The 20,901-nt window shown below is 74.4% G+C and carries 19 protein-coding genes; 10 read left to right on the forward strand and 9 right to left on the reverse strand.

Features of this window, described 5'->3' with window-relative positions; translation table 11 throughout:
* Positions 1–2: 2 nt before the first annotated feature.
* Both ACIQIB_RS03685 and ACIQIB_RS03690 read right to left on the reverse strand, forming a co-directional pair.
* Positions 3–488 carry a (2Fe-2S)-binding protein gene (locus ACIQIB_RS03685; protein WP_363606452.1) on the reverse strand — a complete coding sequence of 162 codons (486 nt, stop codon included), beginning with the start codon at positions 486–488 and terminating at the stop codon, positions 3–5.
* Positions 485–1,372: an FAD binding domain-containing protein gene (locus tag ACIQIB_RS03690; RefSeq protein WP_400756469.1), complete on the reverse strand. Its 888-nt coding sequence runs from the start codon at positions 1,370–1,372 to the stop codon at positions 485–487. The genes ACIQIB_RS03685 and ACIQIB_RS03690 overlap by 4 nt, the downstream gene beginning before the upstream one ends.
* Positions 1,373–1,789: 417 nt before the next feature.
* Between ACIQIB_RS03690 and ACIQIB_RS03695 the strand changes: the two genes are divergently transcribed.
* Complete coding sequence (locus ACIQIB_RS03695) at positions 1,790–3,382, forward strand: PucR family transcriptional regulator (protein ID WP_400756470.1); 1,593 nt, start codon at positions 1,790–1,792, stop codon at positions 3,380–3,382.
* Between the two features lie 82 nt (positions 3,383–3,464).
* Here ACIQIB_RS03695 and ACIQIB_RS03700 read toward each other — a convergent pair whose 3' ends face one another.
* The gene (locus tag ACIQIB_RS03700) at positions 3,465–4,604 is read right to left on the reverse strand and encodes an alpha/beta hydrolase (RefSeq protein ID WP_400756471.1); all 1,140 of its coding nucleotides are present in this window, start codon (positions 4,602–4,604) and stop codon (positions 3,465–3,467) included.
* A 314-nt stretch (positions 4,605–4,918) separates the two neighbouring features.
* On the opposite strand from ACIQIB_RS03700, the gene ACIQIB_RS03705 reads away from it, so the two are divergent.
* The 7 genes from ACIQIB_RS03705 (at position 4,919) to ACIQIB_RS03735 (ending at position 12,563) form a co-directional block, all read left to right on the forward strand.
* Entirely contained in the window at positions 4,919–5,938 is a 1,020-nt protein-coding gene (locus tag ACIQIB_RS03705; protein WP_363606458.1) for a substrate-binding domain-containing protein, read from the forward strand.
* Positions 5,935–6,963 (forward strand): ABC transporter permease, encoded by a 1,029-nt coding sequence (locus ACIQIB_RS03710; protein ID WP_363606459.1) that lies wholly within the window; start codon positions 5,935–5,937, stop codon positions 6,961–6,963. The genes ACIQIB_RS03705 and ACIQIB_RS03710 overlap by 4 nt, the downstream gene beginning before the upstream one ends.
* Positions 6,960–7,853 (forward strand): ATP-binding cassette domain-containing protein, encoded by an 894-nt coding sequence (locus ACIQIB_RS03715; RefSeq protein ID WP_400756472.1) that lies wholly within the window; start codon positions 6,960–6,962, stop codon positions 7,851–7,853. Before ACIQIB_RS03710 ends, ACIQIB_RS03715 begins: the two co-directional genes overlap by 4 nt.
* The gene (locus tag ACIQIB_RS03720; RefSeq protein WP_400649470.1) at positions 7,850–8,956 is read left to right on the forward strand and encodes an ROK family glucokinase; all 1,107 of its coding nucleotides are present in this window, start codon (positions 7,850–7,852) and stop codon (positions 8,954–8,956) included. The genes ACIQIB_RS03715 and ACIQIB_RS03720 overlap by 4 nt, the downstream gene beginning before the upstream one ends.
* A 131-nt stretch (positions 8,957–9,087) precedes the next feature.
* On the forward strand, positions 9,088–10,875 hold the full coding sequence (gene ggt, locus ACIQIB_RS03725; protein WP_400756473.1) for a gamma-glutamyltransferase: 1,788 nt from the start codon (positions 9,088–9,090) through the stop codon (positions 10,873–10,875).
* 117 nt (positions 10,876–10,992) lie between these two features.
* Positions 10,993–11,796 carry an exodeoxyribonuclease III gene (locus tag ACIQIB_RS03730; RefSeq protein WP_400756474.1) on the forward strand — a complete coding sequence of 268 codons (804 nt, stop codon included), beginning with the start codon at positions 10,993–10,995 and terminating at the stop codon, positions 11,794–11,796.
* A gap of 167 nt (positions 11,797–11,963) precedes the next feature.
* A complete protein-coding gene (locus ACIQIB_RS03735; RefSeq protein ID WP_363606465.1) occupies positions 11,964–12,563 on the forward strand; it encodes a hypothetical protein in 600 nt (199 codons plus the stop codon).
* Between the two features lie 146 nt (positions 12,564–12,709).
* Here ACIQIB_RS03735 and ACIQIB_RS03740 read toward each other — a convergent pair whose 3' ends face one another.
* Positions 12,710–13,444, reverse strand: a complete 735-nt coding sequence (locus tag ACIQIB_RS03740) for a lysoplasmalogenase (protein ID WP_400756475.1) — start codon at positions 13,442–13,444, stop codon at positions 12,710–12,712.
* A 231-nt stretch (positions 13,445–13,675) separates the two neighbouring features.
* On the opposite strand from ACIQIB_RS03740, the gene ACIQIB_RS03745 reads away from it, so the two are divergent.
* Complete coding sequence (locus ACIQIB_RS03745) at positions 13,676–15,430, forward strand: DUF2398 family protein (RefSeq protein WP_400756477.1); 1,755 nt, start codon at positions 13,676–13,678, stop codon at positions 15,428–15,430.
* Positions 15,431–15,511: 81 nt separating this feature from the next.
* Here the strand turns inward: ACIQIB_RS03745 and ACIQIB_RS03750 are convergent, their stop codons facing one another.
* Positions 15,512–16,474 (reverse strand): helix-turn-helix domain-containing protein, encoded by a 963-nt coding sequence (locus ACIQIB_RS03750; protein ID WP_363606469.1) that lies wholly within the window; start codon positions 16,472–16,474, stop codon positions 15,512–15,514.
* A 107-nt stretch (positions 16,475–16,581) separates the two neighbouring features.
* Here ACIQIB_RS03750 and ACIQIB_RS03755 point away from each other — a divergent pair, with 107 nt between their 5' ends.
* Positions 16,582–16,911: an antibiotic biosynthesis monooxygenase gene (locus ACIQIB_RS03755; protein WP_363606470.1), complete on the forward strand. Its 330-nt coding sequence runs from the start codon at positions 16,582–16,584 to the stop codon at positions 16,909–16,911.
* A gap of 37 nt (positions 16,912–16,948) precedes the next feature.
* Here the strand turns inward: ACIQIB_RS03755 and ACIQIB_RS03760 are convergent, their stop codons facing one another.
* The 4 genes from ACIQIB_RS03760 to ACIQIB_RS03775 all read right to left on the reverse strand — a co-directional run bounded on the left by ACIQIB_RS03760 (position 16,949) and on the right by ACIQIB_RS03775 (position 20,895).
* Positions 16,949–17,128 (reverse strand): hypothetical protein, encoded by a 180-nt coding sequence (locus ACIQIB_RS03760; RefSeq protein ID WP_363606472.1) that lies wholly within the window; start codon positions 17,126–17,128, stop codon positions 16,949–16,951.
* Between the two features lie 136 nt (positions 17,129–17,264).
* Positions 17,265–18,923, reverse strand: coding sequence for a BCCT family transporter (locus tag ACIQIB_RS03765; protein ID WP_363606474.1), 1,659 nt, complete (start codon positions 18,921–18,923; stop codon positions 17,265–17,267).
* Positions 18,924–19,219: 296 nt separating this feature from the next.
* Positions 19,220–19,870: a TetR/AcrR family transcriptional regulator gene (locus ACIQIB_RS03770; RefSeq protein ID WP_363606475.1), complete on the reverse strand. Its 651-nt coding sequence runs from the start codon at positions 19,868–19,870 to the stop codon at positions 19,220–19,222.
* A 113-nt stretch (positions 19,871–19,983) separates the two neighbouring features.
* Positions 19,984–20,895, reverse strand: a complete 912-nt coding sequence (locus tag ACIQIB_RS03775; protein WP_400756478.1) for an acyl-CoA thioesterase — start codon at positions 20,893–20,895, stop codon at positions 19,984–19,986.
* Positions 20,896–20,901 lie beyond the last annotated feature (6 nt).

A 20,901-nucleotide genomic window follows, 5' to 3' on the forward strand; every position in this document is an offset into this window, starting at 1 on the left:
GCTCATTCCGCGACCGCCTTCCCGCCCATGCGGGCGGAGGCCAGCCGCACCGCGTCCATGATCTTCCCGTAGCCGGTGCAGCGGCAGAGGTTGCCGGAGAGCGCCTCGCGGATGTCGTCGTCGCCCGGCCGGGCGTCCCTGGCGAGCAGCGCGTCGGTCTGCACCAGCAGGCCGGGGGTGCAGAAGCCGCACTGGACGGCCCCGGCGTCGACGAACGCCTGCTGGACGAGGCCCAGTTCACCGTTCTCGCCGGTCAGGCCCTCGACCGTGCGGACGTCCCGGTCCTGGACCTGGCCGGCCGCGACCAGGCAGGAACAGACCGGCACGCCGTCCAGGTAGACCGTGCAGGAGCCGCACTCGCCCTGCTCGCAGGCGTTCTTCGAGCCCGGCAGGCCCACGCGCTCGCGCAGCACGTACAGCAGGCTCTCGCCCTCCCACACGTCGTCGGCCTCGACCGGCCTGCCGTTGGCGGTGAATGTGACCCTCATGCCGCGCTCCCGATCTGCTTGCCGTAGTCGTTCCACGTCCAGGTGAGGGTGCGCCGGGCCAGCACGGCCAGCGCGTGCCGCCGGTAGTCGGCGGTGCCGCGGACGTCGTCGATCGGTGCGGCGGCGGCCTTCACCAGCTCGCCGAACCGCTGAACCACCCCGGCGCCCAGCGGGCCGCCGGACTCCCAGAGGCCGCGCCCGGCGAGCACGCCCTGGAGGTACTCCTCGGCCTCGACGGCGCGGCGCGGCGTGGGGGCGGCCGAGCCGATCCCGGTGCCGACGGTGCCGCTCCCCGGGTGGAGGGCGAAGCCGAACGCGCAGACCGCGATCACCATGGCGTTGCGGGTGCCGACCTTGGAGAACTGCTGGGGGCCGTCCGCGACCGGGATCCGCACGGCGCGGATCAGCTCGTCCGGCTCCAGCGAGTTGCGCTTCACCCCGACGTAGAACTCGTCGATGGGGATCAACCGGGTGCCGCGCACCGAGGCGGCCTCCACGAGGACGTCCCGGCCGGCCGCCAGCAGCGCGGGGTGCGCGTCACCGGCGGGCGAGGCACCGCCGAGGTTGCCGCCCACGCTGCCGCGGTTGCGGATCTGCGGCGAGCCGACGGTGCGGGCCGCCAGCGCCAGGCCGGGCAGCGGGCCGGACAGCTCGTCGATGATCCGGCTGTAGGGGACGGCGGCGCCGAGCCGCACGACATCGCCGTCGTTCGACCAGGTGGTGAGCTCGGTGACGCGGTTGAGGTCGAGGAGCGCGGATGGCCGGCGCACGTCGAAGTTCAGCTCGACCATGACGTCCGTACCGCCCGAGAGGGGCAGCGCGGTCGGGTGCCCGGCCTTCGCCGCGAGCGCCTCGTCCCAGGTGGCGGGCCGAAGGAACTCCATACGGGGGTCTCCTCACGTCGTCGGCGCCAGGACGGGTGGGCCCGGTGCCCGCCGCCCGGTGCCCGGATCGCGTGGACCGCCTCGTCGCCTCGGCGCCGGATGCCGGTCACCGGCGTCGTTCCGGCGGCGTGTGGACAGTGAACCGCCGAGACGGGCCCGTCGGCAGTCACCGATGGCATGAAGCCCCGGCTCTGGTGCCGCCCGGCATCCTGTACGTTCCTCTAAGGAGGGGAATCGCGCATCCCAGCCGTGGAGCGGACACCACCGACGACCGTGACCCGGCCGCGGTTCCCGAGCCGCGGGCCCGTGATCCGGGCACCGGCCGGTCCGTCCCCCCGAGCCCGGCCGGTCGGGCAGACTGTGAGCCCGGCCGAGCGCCCGGGCCGCCCTCACCCCCAGCCCGTTAGGAGTCCGCGGATGCGTGTCCGTGACCTGCTCGCCCCCGGTGCCCCGCGTCTGCGCCTGCTCGCGGCCGAGGAGGAGCTGGACCGGCAGGTCGGCGGTGTGATGACCACGGACCTGCACGACCCGGGCCGCTATCTGCACGGCGGCGAGCTGGTGCTCACCGGCATGCTCTGGCGCACCGGCCCGGCGGACTCCGAGCGCTTCGTGCGGACCATCGCGGCCGGCGGCGCGGTCGCCCTGGCGGCCGGCGAGGCCGAGGTCGGGCCCGTCCCCGAGGACCTGATCGAGGCCTGTCGCCGGCACCGGATGCCGCTGCTGGCGGTCCCCGACGACATCGCGTTCGGCACCGTCGCCGAGTTCATCGGCCGCCAGGTCTCCGCCGACCGCGCCGCCGACCTCGCCGCCCTGGTGGACCGTCACCGTCTGCTGGTCTCCGCGGCCGGCGGCGGTGGCCTGGACGCCGTCCTCGACCTGCTCGGCGGCGACCTCGACCTGGACTGCTGGGTGCTCACCCCCACCGGATCGGTGATCGCCGGTCCGGCCGAACGGCTCTCCGCCGACGACCGGGACCAGCTGGTCCGCGCCCACCTCGGCGCCCAGCGCGGGCGCCGTCGCCCCCCGCACCTGGCCCGGCTGCGCACCGGCGCCTACTCGCTGCTGCCCGCGCCCGCCGTTCCCGACACCGGGACGCCGCTCGCCGACTGGCTGCTGGCGGTCGCCGGTGACATCACCGAGTGGACCACCAAGCGCCAGCAGCTCGCCGAGAACCTGGCCGGGCTGGTCGCCGCCGAGCGCCACCGCCGGGACGAGGGCCGCCGGCTGCGCCGCCGTCTCGCCGACGAGGCGCTGACGCTGCTCCAGCGCGACGCCGACCCGGCCGAGATCAGCCGCGCCCTCTACGCCTCCTCGGCGATGGCCGCCCGCTACGAGAGCGCCGAGCCCGGGCGCCGGACGGCGCAGGGTTCCTGGCTGGTGCTCAGCGCCGAGGGGACGGGTCTGCCGGAGGGGGCGGTGCGGCCGATCCTGGAGGAAGCCCTCAACGGGACCACCGACCGCGCCCTGGTCGCCGGGGCCGGCGACGACGCGGTGGTGGTGCTGCCGGTCCTCGACAGCCCGGTGCCCGCCGACGCCCTGCGCGAGCTGCTCGCCCCGCTGGAGGCCGGCCTCGGTCCGGAGGGCCGGATCACCCTCGGCGTCTCCGCCCCCGCCTCCGAGGCGGGCGGCCTGCGCGGCGCCCTGGAGGAGGCCCGGCACGCCCGCCGGATCGCCGCCGCCCGGGTGGGCCGGGTCTGCGTCGCCGGTCCGGAGGAGCTGGCCTCGCACGTGCTGCTGCTGGCCGCCGTCCCGGACGAGGTCCGCCGGGCGTTCCGCGGCCGGCTGCTGGACAAGGTGATCGGGTACGACCTCGAACACCAGGCGGACCTGGTCCGCACCCTGGAGGCGTTCCTGCGCTCGGACGGCTCCTGGACGCGCTGCGCCGCCCAGCTGCACGTCCACGTCAACACCCTGCGCTACCGGATCGGCCGGATCGAGGAGCTGACCGGGCGGGACCTCTCCCGCCTGGAGGACCGGGTGGACTTCTACCTGGCCCTGGAACTGGCCTGAGCCGGTAGGTACCGGCCGGACGGACCGAGGGCCCGCCACGACCGCCGGAAACCGGCGTCGTGGCGGGCCCTTCGGCGCGGTGCTACGGCTGGACCGGGATCACCCCGGTGAGCCACTCGAAGACCCCGGGCACCATGTTCTTCCAGACGTCACTGGAGTGCGGGCCGGTGGTCTCCACCGGCTGGACGGTGGTGGGCGCCTTGGCGACGTCCTTCATCGCGACCGCGCCCTCGTAGCCGTCGCCCTTGTTGCCGCTCATGTAGAGGGCGACCTTCGGCGGCTGGCCGGCGGTCTTGAGGATGTTGACCGGGTTGTTGGCCTCGCGCAGCTTGGCGTCCTTGCCGACCAGGGAGTCCGGCTCGGTGGCCGGGTCGTTGTAGCCGGAGAGGCTGACGCCGGCCCGGTAGCGGTCGGGGTGGGCGACCGCCAGCTTGGTGGCGCAGTGCGCGCCGGCCGAGTACCCGGCGACGGCCCAGCGGTCCGGGGCGGGGTCGGCCCGGAAGTTGTCCAGCACCATCTGCGGTACGTCGCGGGTCAGCCAGGCCTCGGCGTTGACCTTGCCCGGCACGTCGGCGCAGCCGGTGTCGGTGTGGTTGCCGAGCAGCAGGGTGCGCGGCGAGACCAGGATGAACGGCGCCACCTTGCCCTGCTGCATCAGCGGCTTCAGCTGGTCGGAGACCTTCAGCGTGCCGTACCAGGTGGAGGAGGAGCCCGGGTAGCCCGGGATCAGCTCGACGACCGGGAACTTCTTGTCCTTGAAGGCCGGGTCGTTGTACTGCGGCGGCAGCCAGACCAGCACCTCGCCGTCGACCCCGGAGACCTGGCCCTTGAGGTCGGTCTTCTGGACGTCGCCCGGCACCTTCGGGTCGTCCACGCCGTGGAACTGCTGCAGCACCTTGGTCGGTTTGGCGTCGCCCCCGCCCTCCTGGCCGTGGCCGGCGCCCGTGCCGTGCTCGGCCGGCGGGACGGGGGGCACGGCCCGGACGTGGTTGCCGGTGCCGAGCAGGTCGTCCCAGGTGCCGTAGATCAGGTTGGCGTTGTTGACCATGACGAAGACCATCGTCACGGCGGTGATCTGGCAGAAGACGATCATGGCGAGTCTGGACAGGATCCGCACCGGTCGAGGTCCGCGGACCTTGCCCCAGAGCAGCATCGCCACCGCGATGGAGATCGGCACGAGGATCACCGTGCAGACGAAGAATGGCGTACCTGTCAGTTGCATCAAGTTCTCGTATCCGGGTTTCAAGCCGCTCCGGGCCCCACTCGCCCGGAACGCGCTCCAATGGCATCAGACGGTGGGGAACGGGAGATCGGTTGCCGTTCAAATCTGTGCGGAACCTGAGAGGAACATCACGTTTCCGGGATGTTCCGTTTTCGGGCCGGACCTAGTCTGCCACCCAATCGGCCCTGTCCTGGACGGCGTTGCCAGCCAACTCCCAGGATCGCCACTCAGCAGGGCACGATACCGCGCGTACGGACCCGGCCAGCGGGCGAGGCGGTGCAATACCGCGCGCGCCGGGAAGCGAGACTATGGGGATGAGCAATACCCGCTTTCGTCCTTACCGCCGGTTCTGGCCCGCCTGCGCCGCCCTGGCACTGGTGGTCGCCGTGGCCGGTTGCAGCAGTACCGGAGGCAGACGCGCCGAGCAGGCCCGCGCCAAGGCCGCGGCCGGCGCCGGCAGCGCTGTCACCACCCCGCGCTGGAAGGTCGCCATGGTGACCCACGCGGGCGCCGGCGACGCGTTCTGGGACACCGTGCGCAAGGGCGCCGAGCAGGCCGCGGCCAAGGACAACATCACCTTCCTGTACTCCAACGACGCGCAGACCCAGAACCAGGTCCAGCTCGTCCAGGCCGCCATCGACCAGAAGGTCGACGGCCTGCTGGTCACCCTCGCCAAGGGCGACGCGCTCGGCGACGTCCTCGGCAAGGCCAAGGCGGCCGGCATCCCGGTGATCACCATCAACTCCGGCCAGGAGTACTCGGCCAGGTTCGGCGCGCTCACCCACATCGGCCAGGACGAGTCCACCGCCGGCCAGGCCGCCGGCACCGAGCTGGCCGCGCGCGGCCGCAGGAACGTCCTCTGCGTCATCCACGAGCAGGGCAACGTGGGCCAGGAGCAGCGCTGCGCCGGAGCCCGGAGCACGGCCGGCGGCCCCTTCCAGGTGCTCTACGTGGACGGCGTCAACATGCCCGACGCCCGCGCCGCCGTCTCCGCCCGGCTCCAGGCCGACCCGGCCATCGACACCGTGCTCACCCTCTCCGCGCCGATGGCCGCCACCGGCCTCCAGGCCATCCAGGACGCCCGCCGCGACGTCGAACTCGACACCTTCGACCTGGGCGCCCAGGTGGTGGCCGGCCTCAAGTCCGGCAGCGTCGGCTTCGCCGTCGACCAGCAGCCCTACCTCCAGGGCTACGAGGGCGTCGACCTGCTCTGGCTGTACCGCTCCAACCTGGACGCGCTCGGCGGCGGCAAGCCCGTCCTGACCGGCCCGCAGATCCTCACCCGGGACGACGCCGACGCGCTCGCCGAGTACGTCGCGAGGGGGACCAGGTGAGCACCGACCTCCTCGCCCAGGACCGCCCGGCGGCACTGCGCCGGCTCTTCGCCCGGCCCGAGTTCGGCTCGCTGATCGCCGCCGCCGCGGTGTTCCTGGTCTTCGCCGCCGTCGCCGAGCCGTTCCTGCGGGTCTCCTCGCTGGGCACGGTGCTGTACGCGGCCTCCACCATCGGGATCATGGCGGTGCCGGTCTCGCTGCTGATGATCGGCGGCGAGTTCGACCTCTCGGCCGGGGTGCTGGTCACCACCGCGGCCCTGACCTCGTCGATGGTCTCCTACCAGCTCACCGCCGTGACCTGGGTCGGTGTGCTGGTCTCGCTGCTGGTGGCGCTGGCCGTCGGCGGCTTCAACGGCTGGATGCTCAGCCGGACGAAGCTGCCCAGCTTCATCGTCACCCTCGGCACGTTCCTGATGCTGACCGGTGCCAACCTCGGCGTCACCAAGCTGGTCTCCGGCACCGTCTCCACCAAGCCGATCTCCGACATGCGGGGCTTCGCCTCCTGCCGCTGGCTGTTCGCCTCCGAGGTCACCGTCGGCGGGCTGACGATCAAGGCCACCGTCTGGTGGTGGCTCGGCCTGCTGCTGGTCGGCAGCTGGGTGCTGCTGCGGACCCGCTTCGGCAACTGGATCTTCGCGGTCGGCGGCGACGCGGACGCGGCCCGCGCGGTCGGCGTGCCCGTCGCCCGGACCAAGACCCTGCTCTACCTCGGCGTCGGCTTCGGCGCTTGGGTGCTCGGCCAGCACCTGCTGTTCTCCTTCGACACCGTGCAGTCCGGCGAGGGCGTCGGCAACGAGCTGATCTACATCGTCGCGGCGGTCATCGGCGGCTGCCTGATCACCGGCGGCTACGGCTCGGTGGCCGGCTCGGCGCTCGGCGCGCTGATCTTCGGCATGGCCAGCAAGGGGATCATCTACGCCCAGTGGAACCCGGACTGGTTCAAGTTCTTCCTGGGCGCGATGCTGCTGCTCGCCGCCCTGCTGAACTCCTGGGTCAAGCGCCGGGCCGAACGGGGGCCGCGATGAGCGACAGCACGAACCACGGGACGAACGAACTGCTCGCCCTGGACGGCGTCGGCAAGACGTACGGCACGGTCCGGGCGCTCCAGGACGTCTCGCTCACCCTGCGGGCCGGCGAGATCAGCTGCGTGCTCGGCGACAACGGCGCCGGGAAGTCCACCCTGATCAAGATCATCGCAGGGCTGCACCAGCACGACGAGGGCGTCTACACCGTCGGCGGCGAGGAGGTCCGCCTGGCCTCCCCGCGCCAGGCCCTGGACCGCGGCATCGCCACCGTCTACCAGGACCTCGCGGTGGTGCCGCTGATGCCGGTCTGGCGCAACTTCTTCCTCGGCTCCGAACAGGGCACCAAGCGCTGGGGCCGGTTCGGCCCGCTGCGCCTGGACGCCGACGGGATGCGCGCCACCACCCGCGAGGCGCTCGCCCGGATGGGCATCGACCTGTACGACGTGGACCGCCCGATCGGCACCCTCTCCGGCGGTCAGCGGCAGTGCGTGGCGATCGCCCGGGCCGTCCACTTCGGCGCCAGGGTGCTGATCCTGGACGAGCCGACGGCCGCGCTCGGCGTCAAGCAGTCCGGGGTGGTGCTCAAGTACGTCGACGCCGCCCGCGACGCCGGGCTCGGAGTCGTCCTGATCACCCACAACCCGCACCACGCCTACCTGGTCGGCGACCACTTCACCCTGCTCAAGCGGGGGCGGATGGCCGGCAGCCACCCCCGGGCGGAGATCAGCCTCGAACAGCTCACCACCGAGATGGCGGGCGGCTCCGACCTCGCCGAGCTCTCGCACGAGCTCGGCCGCAGTGAGCCCCGCCCGGACTCCCGCCCCGGTTCCCCTTCCAGCTCCCCGTCCGACCCCGGCCCCGATTCCCGTGAGGAGCGTCCGCAGCCGTGACCAGCCCCAACGGCCCCACCCGGCCGGCCGTCCTGCCCACCCTGCTCGGTCTCGGACCGCGCGCCGAGCGCCGCCGCCGGGCCCTGCCCGCCAGCATCCTGCGGCTGCCCACCATCGGCGTCGACATCGGCGGCACCAAGGTGGTCGCGGGCGTGGTGGACGGCGAGGGCACGATCCTGGAGAAGCTGCGCACCGACACCCCGCACCGGAGCAAGAGCCCCCGGGTGGTCGAGGACGTCATCGTCGAGCTGGTGCTCCAGCTCGCCGACCGGCACGACGTCCACGCGGTCGGGATCGGCGCGGCCGGCTGGGTGGACGCCGACCGCTCCAAGGTGCTCTTCGCCCCGCACCTGAACTGGCGCAACGAGCCGCTCCAGCAGGCGCTCAGCGAGCGGCTGCGGTTCCCGGTGATCGTCGAGAACGACGCCAACGCCGCCGCCTGGGCCGAGTGGCGGTTCGGCGCCGGGCGCGGCGAGGACCACATGGTGATGCTCACCCTCGGCACCGGCATCGGCGGCGCGGTCGTCCGCGACGGCTACGTGGACCGGGGCAAGTACGGGCTGGCGGGGGAGTTCGGGCACATGCAGGTGGTGCCCGGCGGCCACCGCTGCCCGTGCGGCAACCGGGGCTGCTGGGAGCAGTACTCCTCCGGCAACGCGCTGGTGCGCGACGCGCGCGAGCTGGTCGCCGAGGAGTCGCCGGTGGTGCAGCCGCTGCTGGCCAGGGCCGGCGGCACCGTCGAGGGCATCACCGGCCCGCTGGTCACCGAGGCGGCCCGGGCCGGCGACCCGACCGCCACCGAGCTGCTGTACGAGGTCGGCACCTGGCTCGGCATCGGCATCGCCAACCTGGCCGCCGCCCTCGACCCGGGCCGCTTCGTGATCGGCGGCGGTGTCTCCGAGGCCGGCGACCTGCTGATCGGCCCGGCCCGGGACACCTTCCGCCGCACTCTCACCGGCCGCGGCTTCCGCCCCGAGGCCACCATCGTGCACGCCGCCCTCGGCAACGAGGCCGGTCTGGTCGGCGCCGCCGACCTGGCCCGCCAGGTGGCCCGCCGTTTCCGCACCATCAAGCGCCGCCGGGTGGAGCGCAGCGTGCTGTAGCTCCCGCCACGGGCGCCGCGGGCCACGGGCCGTGCGGAACGTCAACTACCCGTTGGTAGTCACGAGGCCCTGTTGTCCGGGCCATGCCTCCTGTGAAACAACGGAGTTGACGCCCACTCAGGAGGCCCCGGATGAGAGCTCTGGCCCGTATCGCCCCGCCGCTCCTGCTCGCCACCGCCCTGGTCTGGTCCACCGTCGGACCGGCCGGGGCGGCGGCGCCACCGCCCAAGGTGCCCGAGGCGGTGGGCTGGGGCGGGGCGGTGGCCAGCGTGGACGCCGACGCCACGGCGGCCGGCATCGAGGTGCTGCGCAAGGGTGGCAACGCGGTGGACGCCGCCGTCGCCGTCGCGGCCGCGCTCGGGGTCACCGAGCCGTACTCGGCCGGCATCGGCGGGGGCGGCTACTTCGTCTACTACGACCACGACAGCGGCCGGGTCTCCACCATCGACGGCCGCGAGGTCGCCTCCCGGACCGCCGACGAGTCGCTCTTCCTGGAGGACGGCCGGCCGCTGGCCTTCGCCGACGCCGTCACCAGTGGCCTCTCGGTCGGCGTGCCCGGCACCCCCGCGACCTGGGAGACGGCCGTCCGGGAGTGGGGCCGGCACTCGCTGGGCGACGCGCTGGCGCCCGCCCGGCGGATCGCCGAGCAGGGCTTCACCGTCGACCAGACCTTCCAGGACCAGACCGCGCTCAACCAGGACCGGTTCAAGGACTTCCCCGCCACCGCGAAGCTCTTCCTGCCCGGCGGCAGACTCCCCGCCGTCGGCTCCACCCTGCGCAACCCCGATCTCGCCGCCACCTACGGCCAGTTGGCCAAGGAGGGCACCAAGGCGCTCTACCAGGGCGACCTCGGCGCCGACATCGTCCGGGCCGTCCAGCACCCCCCGGTGGACCCGGCCTCCGGGCGCGACGCCCGCCCCGGCAAGGTGGACGCCACCGACCTGGCCGACTACCAGGTCCGCCGCCAGCAGCCCACCCACGTCGCCTACCGCGACTACGACGTCTACTCCGTCGCCCCGTCCAGCTCCGGCGGCACCACCGTCGGCGAGGCACTGGGCATCCTGGAGGACGGCGAGCTGTCCCGGCTGAGCGCCACGCAGTACTACCACCACTTCCTGGACGCCTCCCGGATCGCCTTCGCCGACCGCAACCGCTGGGTCGGCGACCCGCGCTTCTCGTCCGTGCCCACCAGGGAACTGCTCTCCGAGCGGTACGCCGCCTCCCGGGCCTGCCTGATCAGCCCCGACCGGGCGCTCACCAGCCCGCTCGCCCCCGGCGACCCGCGCCACCCGGCCGACTGCGCCTCGTACGGCCCGGCGGTGGCCGAGCCGTACGAGGGGCTGAGCACCACCCACCTGAGCGTCGCCGACCGCTGGGGCAACGTCGTCTCGTACACCCTCACCCTGGAGCAGACCGGCGGCAGCGGCATCACCGTCCCCGGCCGCGGCTTCCTGCTCAACAACGAGCTGACCGACTTCGACTTCACCCCGCTCACCCCCGGGGTGCCCGACCCCAACCTGCCCGGGCCCGGCAAGCGGCCGCGCTCCTCGATCTCGCCGACCATCGTGCTGCGCGACGGCGAGCCCCTCCTCGCGGCCGGCTCGCCCGGCGGCGCGACCATCGTCACCACCACGCTCCAGGTGCTGCTCGGCCGGCTCGACCGCGGCCTGAGCCTGGAGCAGGCGATCGCCGCGCCGCGCGCCAGCCAGCGCAACACGGCCGCCACCCAGGCCGAACCGGCCTTCCTCGCGCTGCCCGAGCGGGCCCGGCTGGAGGCGCTCGGGCACGTGTTCAGCGGCACCCCGGAGATCGGCGCCGCGACCGGCGTCGAGCGCCTGCCGGACGGCCGCTGGGTGGCGGCCGCCGAACCGGTGCGCCGGGGCGGCGGCGCGGCGGCGGTGGTCCGGCCCGCGCCCTGAGCCCGGCCGCCGGATCCCTTGGGCAGGCCCGGCCTGTCAGTGGGCGGCGGTAGATTCGGGGTGGGCGTCCGGCTGGGCGCCCACCCCTCGTCCGTACCACCGGGAAGGCCGCCCGCCGTGACCGTCCGCATCGCCACCTGGAACATCAACTCCGTGACCGCGCGGCTGCCCAAGCTCCTGGAGTGGCTGGAGAGCGCCAAGCCGGACGTGCTCTGTCTCCAGGAGCTCAAGTGCGCCGCCGACGCCTTCCCGTACGAGGCGGTGCGCGAGCTCGGCTACGAGACGGCCGCCCACGGCAACGGCCGGTGGAACGGCGTCGCCATCGTCTCCCGGCTCGGCCTGGACGACGTGGTGCGGGACCTCCCCGGCCAGCCCGGCTACCTCGCCGACGACGCCCTGCTGCCCGACGTCGAGCCGCGGGCCGTCGCCGCCACCTGCGGGCCGGTCCGGGTCTGGTCCGTCTACGTGCCCAACGGCCGCGAGGTCGGCCACGCCCACTACCGCTACAAGCTGGAGTGGCTGGAGGCCCTGCGCAAGGCCTCGGTCGAGGACGCCGCCGGCCCGCGCCCCTTCGCCGTCCTCGGCGACTTCAACATCGCCCCCACCGACGAGGACGTCTTCGACGTCGCCGCCTTCGAAGGCCTGACCCACATCACCCCCGCCGAGCGCGCCGCGCTCGCCGCCCTCGGCGAGGCCGGTCTCCAGGACGTCGTGCCCCGCCCGCTCAAGTACGACCGGCCCTACACCTACTGGGACTACCGCCAGCTGGCCTTCCCGAAGAACCGGGGCATGCGGATCGACCTCACCTACGCCAACAAGGCCTTCGCCGACGCCGTCACCGACAGTTATGTGGACCGCGAGGCCCGCAAGGGCAAGGGCACCTCGGACCACGCGCCGGTCGTGGTGGACCTCGACCTGTGAGTCACGCGCGGTGAGTCACGCTGTGTGAGTGGCCGTCGCCCGAACGGTCCAGAGCGGTGGCCGAGCGGGTGAGGCCTGCATACCGTCGGTGAATGACTGGGTGTAGTTGTTCGATCACGGGGACTTCGGAGTCCCCGGCTGCGCCCGAGAATTCCGGAGGTTCCGGTATGCGCCCCACGCGTACGGCCGCCGCCGCCCTGATCGGCGCGACGGTGCTGACCGGTCTTACGGCCCCCCTCGCGCTGGCCAAGGACGGCGCGGCCACCGTCAGCCCGTCCCAGGCCGCACCGGGCCAGACCGTGAAGGTCACGGTCTCCTGCGAGAAGTCCGACAAGCCCAACGCCAAGACCATCACCGCCAACTCCCCGGCCTTCGAGGGCGGCCCGGCCACCCTCACGCTGGGGTCGGACGGCAAGCACACCGGCTCCGTCCGGCTGGCGGGCAAGTACGGCGGTGACAGCAAGGTGGACGGCAACTGCCCCGACGGCGGTGCCTTCGCCACCAACGTCAACGTGAAGGACGCCGGCGGCTCCGTACCCAGCCAGGGCCTCGGCGAATTCGGAAAGGCCGCGGGGGAGTGGGCCGGCTCGCTCGGCCAGTCCGGCGTGGGCGGCCAGCAGGTCGCCCCGCACGGCGCCGTGCAGACCGGCCTCGGCGGCTCGGTCGCGGCCGATCCGATCGAGCTGGCCGGCGGCGCGGCGCTGGTCGCCGGGGGGGTCGGCGGCTTCTGGCTGCTGCGGCGGCGCGGCGGCGCCGGGTCCCTCTGAGCGGCCCCGGCCTGCTCCGTCCGGGTCTGTTCCGCTGACGTCTGTTCCGTTCGCGAGCGTGCCGTTCGCGAGTGTTCCGTTCGAGAGTGCTCCGTGAGCGCCGCCGGGCCCGGGGGTCCGGCGGCGCTCAGGTGCGCGGGCCCCGCTCAGGCGGGCGCGGGACCGGCCGGGGCGGTCTCCGCGCTCTCCTGGTCCTCCTCGGGGAGGGCCCGAAGGGTGCCGCTGGCCAGCAGGTACTGGGCCAGGATGTATGTCGCCATGATCCAGAACTGGTGTCCCGGCAGCTCCCGCCACTTCGCCAGCTGGGTTGCGATCAGCGTGTCGGAGAGCAGGAACAGCCCCCCGCCCAGTCCAGTCCGCCGGCCGAGCCCGGCCGAGGTGACGGCGGTGGAGGCCAGCAGCAGGCTGTAGCCGGCCACCGGCACCCGCAGCTCGCCGAGGTCCGGCCAGAGCCGGCCGACCAGGGTCACCCAGGCCGTCGCGTACGCGGCGGCGACCACCAGCGCCCGCCGCCGGTCGCTGAGCGCCCCGCGCCGGACGAACATCGTCACGTAGCAGACGTGCGCCGCCGCGAAGGAGCCCATACCGGCCAGGAAGGCGGTGTCGTTGCCGAGCTGGAGCAGGACGTCCCCGCCCGCGCTCAGCAGCAGCGCGGGCACCAGCAGCTTCGGCGCCCCGGCGGCCCGGTCCCCGGCGGCGGTCAGGCTGTGTGCGGCCAGCAGCGGCATCAGGGCCGGTTTGGTGGCGTGCTGCAGGACGGACGTGCCGGTGAGGATCGCGCCCAGATGGGCCGCCGAGGTGGCGGCGAAGCCGCTGAGCAGCCCGGTGGCGGAGCGCAGGCGTCCGCCGAGCACGGCGCGGGTGGTCGTACGGATGCTCATGCGGCGGTGACCTCCGGAAGGGGCGGCGGGGGGTGGGCTGGTCCGTCGTGGCACGATAGGCGACCGGCGGCGTCCGGGGGAAGAGCCTTGTTACCGGCGCGTAGCGGCCGGCCGCCCTGCCAGGGCGCGGCGGTGGATCCCGGCCGCGTCCCGGCGGCGGTCCGCCAATTCGCCGGCTGGTCCGGTTGCTGCCACCGGGGGCGGCGCCCACCGTCTACTCTGGTCCACGACATGGAGCAGCAGGAGTACGCGACCGGCACCACACAGGTGGCCGGTGGCACGGCGGACGGGCACACGGGCGAGGCGGGGCGCAACAGCACCGACGCCGCCGTCGCCGTACGCGAAGCCCGCCCTGACGGTCCGCAGGGGGGCCGGTCGGCCGGGAGTGCCGCCGCACCGTCGCCCGATCCCGGACTGCTCCGGCTCGCCCACTGGTTCGCCGCGGCCGATCCGGGCACCGCCGACGACCTCTGCACCGCCTCCTTCGGCCTCTACCCGGCCCGCCACTTCGGCGTCTGTGCCGAGCCGGCGGCCGGCGCCGGAGCGGACGCCGACGTCAGCTGGTGGCACGGCCCCACCGCGCACGCCCCGGCCGTGCTCCGCTCCCGCGAGGCCCGCCCGGCGCGCGGGCCGCGGCGGGCCCGGCGGGACGCGGCCGCGCTGCCCGTCGTCCTCTCAGGGGCCAAGCCGGGCCGGCCCGGCAAGCACCGCAAGCCCGAGCGGTCCCGGGCGGTGGCCGCACCGCAGGATCGTTCCGCCGCCGCCGAGCGCCGGATCGCCGCCCGCCTGCTGCTCGCCCACCCGCTGGTCACCGCCTCCGGGCCGCACGCCGACGGCTTCCCGCTGATCCGCCGTCACCGTGACTGGCTGACCGAACGCTTCGCCACCCTGCTCGGCTACCGGCTGGTCGTCGGCCCCTGGCATGCCCGCCTCTGCAAGGCCGGGCTTGGCCCCGGCGCCGCCCGCCGCCTCGAACACCCCGTCACCGGTGCCCCGTTCACCCCCGCCGGGTACGCCCAACTCGCCCTCGCCCTGGCCCTGTTGGTGGACGCTCCGGAGCGGCTGCCGCTCGACCGGCTGCTGGCCGCGATGCACGAGGCCGCGCCCGCGCTGGCCGCCGCCCCCGCCGACCGGGCCATGGCCCTCGCCGCGCTGGCGGACTGGCAGGTGCTCACCGACCTGCCGGCCGACCCGGCCGATCCGCGCGCGCGGACCGCCGTCCTGACGGTGGACCGGGAGCTCGCCCGGGCCGTCCCGGCCGGCCCGCCCGCCCTCGCCGACGACGCCGCCGACCTGATCCGCCGCGCCGCCGAGGCCGAGCCCGCGACGGCCGTCCGCCGCCTCCTCGCCGAGACCCCGGCCGTGCTCGCCGCCGACCTGTCCGAGAAGCAGCGCGCCTGGCTGCACCGCCACCGCCACACCGGCCCGGCCGCCCTCGCCGACTTCCTCGGCCTGGAGGCCGAGCTGCGCGCCGAGGGCGTCGCCCTGCTCGACCCCGCCGACGAGCTGACCGACCTCGCCCTCCCCGGCGCGGGCACCCTCGCCCAGGCCACCCTGCTGCTGGTCGAGCGCCTGGTCGAGGAGGTCCGCCCGCTCCCCGGCGAGCCGGCCGCCGGCCTCGATCTGCCGATCCCCGAGGTGCCGATCCCCGACGCGCTGATAGACGGTGTCCTGGGCGACCTCGCCGACGAGTACGGCCTCCCGGCCGGCTGGCGCCGCGACTACCTCGCCGACCGCACCGCCCTGCGCCGCGACGCGCTGGACCTGCTCCACCGGATGGGCCTGATCACCCCCGCCCCGCGCGGCACCCGGCCCCCGGGCTGGCTCCTCCGCGCCCCCGCCGCCCGCTACGCCCCGGCGGCCGACCTGCTCCCCGCGCCCGGCAGCGGCCGCCACTCCCGACCGGACGCACCGGACGCACCGGACGCACCGGACGCACCGGCGATCCCGGCGCCCACGGCCCCGCGGGCGGAGCAGCGGGCGTAGCGCCCGGCCGAGGCTGAGGCCGAGGCCGAGGTACCCCCTGCCGGTGCGCCGCCCGGTTGCCGCGTGCTCACCCGTGCCTTCTCACCCGAGCCGCCGCAGCCGGCCCGGGGTGGTGCCCAGCCGCTCGCGCAGGAGGGTGGTGAGGGTCGTGGCGTTCTCGTAGCCCACCCGCCGGGCCACCGCCTCGGTCGGCAGGGTGGTGGTGCGCAGGAGGTGCACCGCGTGGTCGAGGCGGATCCGCTGGGCGAAGCGAAGCGGGGAGACGCCCACCACCCGGGCGAGGGCGCGCTGCAGCGTGCGCTCGCTCGTGCCGATGGCCCGGGCGGCGTCCGCGATGCGCAGCGGCCGGTCGAGGTGCTCGCGGACCCAGCGCTCGAAGGCGCCGACCGTCGGGTCGGCGCGGGCGAGGTGGCCGGGGACGGCGTAACCGGCCTGGGTGGGGCGGGAGTCGGCGACGAGGTAGCGCGCGGCGAGGTCGGCCAGCGCCGGACTGCCGTCCCGTACCAGGCAGAGCGCCAGGTCGAGGTGGGCCATGGCGGCCCCGGCCGTGGTGACACCGGGCGCCCGGGCGACCATCAGGCTCTCGTCCAGAGCCACCCGCGGGTAGCGGCGGCGGAACTCGGGCGCGAGCCACCAGCTGGTGGTGGCGGGCAGCCCGTCGAGCACGCCGCTCTCGGCGAGCACGAAGGTGCCGGTGCAGGCCGCCGCCAGGGCGATCCCGTCCGCGCGGGCCTGCCGGACCGTTTCGAGGACGGGCCGCTGCCCGGGGGCGGTGACCCACGCGGTGAGCGGTTCCGGCTGCTTCCGCCAGGCCCCGGGCACCACCAGGACGTCCGGGGCTCCGGCGGCCTCCGGCGTGGCGGTGTCCACCAGGTGCCCGGCGGCCGTCCGCACCGGGCCGTACGGGCTGACACACCGCACCTGCCAGGCGGGCGGGGGCTGCGGGAGCTCCCGGCGCAGTTCGTTGGCGGTCCGCAGCACGTCGAGCACCGCGGCGAGGCCGGAATCGAAGACCCCGTCGGCGACCAGGACCGAGACTCTCATGTCGGAAACGGTAAGGGATGTGTCGGATCCGCCACTGGAGGGGCCGGTGGCCCCGCCCCTACGGTGGGCAGCCAGCGGCCCCGACAACCACTCAGGAAGGAATGCCGATGACCGATCCCGCCGTCTCCGCGACCACCCGCGTCGGACTGATCGTCCGCCTGGAGGCCAGACCGGAACACGCCCAGGAGCTCCAGGAACTCCTCACCGGCGCCCTCGACCTCGCCCGGGAGGAGACCGGCACCACGGTCTGGTTCGTGCTGCGCCTCGGTCCGGCCTCCTTCGCCATCGTCGACGCCTTCCCGGACGACGGGGCCCGCCAGGCCCACATCGACGGCCGGATCGCCGACCTCCTCCGCGCCGAGGGCCCGCGCCTGCTGGCCGCCCGGGTGGAGGTCAGCCCGGTCGACGTGCTGGCCGCGAAGCTCCCCGCGGCCTGAACCCCCGGCCGTACCGGCGGGCCCGGGGCGGCGGGGCTCACGGTCTGGCGGTGGCGGTGGCCACGGTGCCGTGCTGGACGGTCTCGACGGTGACGGCCACGCCGCAGGCGCCGAGGATGACGGAGGCGAGAACGGCGGTGCACGCGAGGAAGCGGCGGTGCCGCTGGGGGAGCGGGAAGCGCGGTTCCTGGAGGGCGGCCGGAGGGTTGGCGTTCATGGCACGGAGGTTTCCAGGGCGGTGTGAACGGTCGCTACGCACGGGTGAAGTCCGGATGGGGGGCGGGCGTCGGATTGGGCCCGATATGCCCCACCCCGCACCGCCCCGCCCCGAGCGGGGGCGGGGCGGTGCGAATTCACCTGAACGGGGGACGGTCGCGCCGGCGGGCGTCGGCCATCGCCTCGCCCACGGCGACCCGGACGGCATCCCGTAGGCCGTGGGCCGGGTGGAACCGGGACGGGCCGGCCGCCGGGTCCTCCCGCAGCTCCTTCACGAGGGAGACGCAGAGCAGCAGCATCACCACGACGAACGGCAGCGCGACCAGGATGGTGGCGTTCTGCAGCGCGGTGAGCCCGCCCGCCAGCAGCAGCGCGGCGGCCACCCCGCCCATCAGGACGCCCCAGACCACCACCAGCCAGGTGCGGGGGTGCAGGGAGCCCCGGCTGGAGAGCGAGCCGAGGACCAGCGAGGCGGAGTCGGCGCTGGTGACGAAGAAGGTCATCACCAGCAGCACCGCGACCACGCTGGTCACCGAGCCGAGCGGGAGCGAGCGCAGCATCTCGAACAGCGACGCCTCGGCGCCCTGCGGGATGGTGGCGACCAGGTCGGCCGCGCCGGTGGAGTCCAGCCGGATCGCCGTCCCGCCCATCACGCAGAACCAGATCACCGTCGCCCCGCTGGGCACCAGCAGCACGCCGAGCAGGAACTGCCGGACGGTGCGGCCGCGCGAGATCCGGGCGATGAAGGTGCCGACGAACGGCGCCCAGGAGAGCCACCAGGCCCAGTAGAAGATCGTCCAGGTGCCGAGCCAGCTCTCGTCGGTGAAGGCCCCGGTCTGGGTGGACATGGTGAGCAGGTCGGAGAGGTAGCCGCCGACGCTGGAGGGGATCGAGTCCAGGACGAACACCGAGGGGCCGAACACGAAGACGAAGACCATGATCAGCGAGGCCAGTACGACGTTCGCGGTGGAGAGCCACTTGACGCCCTTGTGGACGCCGGAGAAGGCGGAGAGGACGAAGGCCGCGGTCAGCGAGCCGATGATGATCAGCTGGGCGTGCTGGGTGTTGCGCACCGAGGAGATGTAGCCGAGGCCGTCCGCGACCTGGAGGGCGCCGAGGCCGAGGCTGGTGGCGGAGCCGAAGACGGTGGCGAAGACGGCGAGCATGTCGATTCCCCGGCCGGCCCAGCCGTCCGCGCCGCGCTGTCCGATCAGCGGGACGAAGGCGGCGGAGATCCGGTTGCCCCGGCCCTTGCGGAAGGTGGTGTAGGCGAGCGCGAGGCCGCCGACCGCGTAGATCGCCCACGGGTGCAGGGTCCAGTGGAACAGCGAGAACTCCAGCGCCTGCTGGGCGGCGGCGGCGCTCCGCGGTTCCAGGCCGGAGCCCGGCTGCGGGGCGGCGAAGAGCTGGAGCGGCTCGCCGACGCCGTAGAACATCAGGCCGATGCCCATGCCGGCGCTGAACATCATGGCGATCCAGGCGATGGTGCTGAACTCCGGTTCGTCGTCGTCGCGCCCGAGCCGGATCCGGCCGAAGCGGCTGAACGCGAGCAGGACGGCGAGCACCAGGAAGACATCGGCGGCGACCACGAACAGCCAGCCGAAGTTGTGCAGGACCCAGCCCAGCGCGGTGCTGGAGGTCCGGCCGAGGGAGTCCTCGGCGAAGACGCCCCAGGCGACCACCCCGAGCACCAGGACGGCGCTGATCCCGAACACCGCCCGGTCGGTGGGGAGGGTCGAGGCCGGTTGGTCCGGTTCCGTCGGATCGGGCTCGGGGGTCGGCGGATGACTGCTCATCGGGGTGCCTCTCGTGGCGTACTGGGGCTCGGTGACATGATCAGAAATTGGCTACATGTCGTACTATGTCCAGTTCGCGCCGGGAGGGCGGGGAGGGCACGCCGGGGAAGGGGCCGTCGGGCGGGGTGCGCGGGCCCCGGCCCCGGGCCGTGCGAACGGGCCCTCGGGCCGCCTGGCCGGCCGCGAAGTCCAGCAGCAGTCGGCGCAGTTCGGGCAGCCGCTCGGTCACCGCCAGCTGGCCGCAGGCGAGTTCGGCCGCAGGCCGGTCCGGCGGCGACCGGTCCGGCCGGGCCCGGTCAGACGGTCGGCTGGACCTCGTACGGGGCGGGGTACGGCGTCTCGTACGGGGTCAGCACCAGCCGCACCACGTCCTCCAGCCGCCGCCGGGCGTCCCCGAGCGTGGTGCGGCCGGTCACCCAGGCGGTCAGCTCGCCCTGCCAGGCGTGCCCGACGATGTGCCGCACCAGATCGCTCGCGGCGGCCGGGACCTCCGCCATCACCGCCTGGAGCGCGGCGCTGTCGGCCCGGGCCATGCCCTGCAGGGCCTCGCTGGCGAAGGGATCCGTGGAGGCGGCGACGGCCACCCGGAGCCGGGCCAGCTCGGGCTGGCGCTGGTAGGCCCGCATGCCGCCGCGGACGAAGCGCACCACCCGGTCGGTGGCCCCCAGCCCGGCGCGCGGCCCGCGCAGCTCCGCCACCAGGTCGGCCAGCAGCAGCCGATGCCACTCGGCGATCGCCGCCGCCAGCAGATGGTCCTTGGAGGAGAAGTAGCGGTACGCCGTCCCCAGGGCGACTCCGGACCGCTCGCAGACCTGTTTCATCTGCAGCCGCTCGACGCCGATCTCGTTCACCAGGGCAAGCGCGGCCGCGATCAGGCTTTCGCGGCGTTCGAGCTGACGCGGAGACATCGCCTCCACCGGTCGTGGTGACAGGTCAACCTTGGTCACCCGCACCATGATACGGCTCAGGACCGCTCAGGAGTATGACGCCGACCGGCCGCCCGGAGTTCGCCCCCCGGACACCGGCCCGGGTGAGGGCGTGAGGGGCGGCCGGCCGGTGGTCAGCGGAGCCGGGCCGACCTCTCCCGGACCAGGGCCTCCTGGGTGGCGGAGGCCACCAGCCGCCCGCTCCGGTCGTAGAAATCGCCGTGCGACAGGCCCCGGCCGTCCGAGGCGGACGGGCTGCGCTGGTCGAACAGCAGCCACTCGTCGGCCCGGAACGGCCGGTGGAACCACATCGAGTGGTCCAGCGAGGCGAGGATCAGCCGGGGCGGCTCGGTCAGCTGGAAATAGCTCGGCTGCACGTCCAGTCCGGCCGTGGACCCCAGCGTGAGGTCCGAGAGGTAGGTGAGCGCGCCGACGTGCAGCAGCGGGTCGTCGGCGGGCAGCGGGGAGCCGGTGCGCAGCCAGACGAACTGCTGCTGCATGCCCGGGGCGGCCGGCGGCACCCCGGGCGCGTCCGGCGGGACGAACCGCAGTTCCATGGTGCGGAAGCCGGCCGTGCGGTCGAAGTCCCGGCGGGCGGCCTCGTCCCAGAGCGAGAACGCGTCCGGCACCTCCTCGGGGCCGGGCAGCGGGGGCATCGCGCGGCGGCGGTCGTCCGCCGGCTCGGGCCGCTTGAAGGAGGCGGAGAGGGTGAAGACCGCGTCCCCGTTCTGGACCGCCGTCACCTGGCGGGTGGCGTACGACAGGCCCTCGCGGACCCGGTCGACCTCGTAGTGGATCGGGCGGGTCGGGTCGCCGGGGAGCAGGAAGTAGCCGTGCAGCGAGTGCGCCACGCGGCCGGCCTCGACGGTGTGCCCGGCGGCGGTCAGTGCCTGTGCGGCGACCTGGCCGCCGAAGGCCCGCATCGGGGCTCCGGCGTGGCAGCGGCCCCGGAACGTGTTCTCGTCCAGCCGTTCGATCCGTAGCAGCTCGGCGAACGATCCGGCGCTGTCGGTGGCCCGTCTCTCCTGTTCGGTCACTTCAGTCACAGGCCC

The sequence above is a fragment of the Kitasatospora sp. NPDC092286 genome (assembly GCF_044755565.1).
In the GTDB taxonomy this organism is placed as follows: Bacteria; Actinomycetota; Actinomycetes; order Streptomycetales; family Streptomycetaceae; genus Kitasatospora.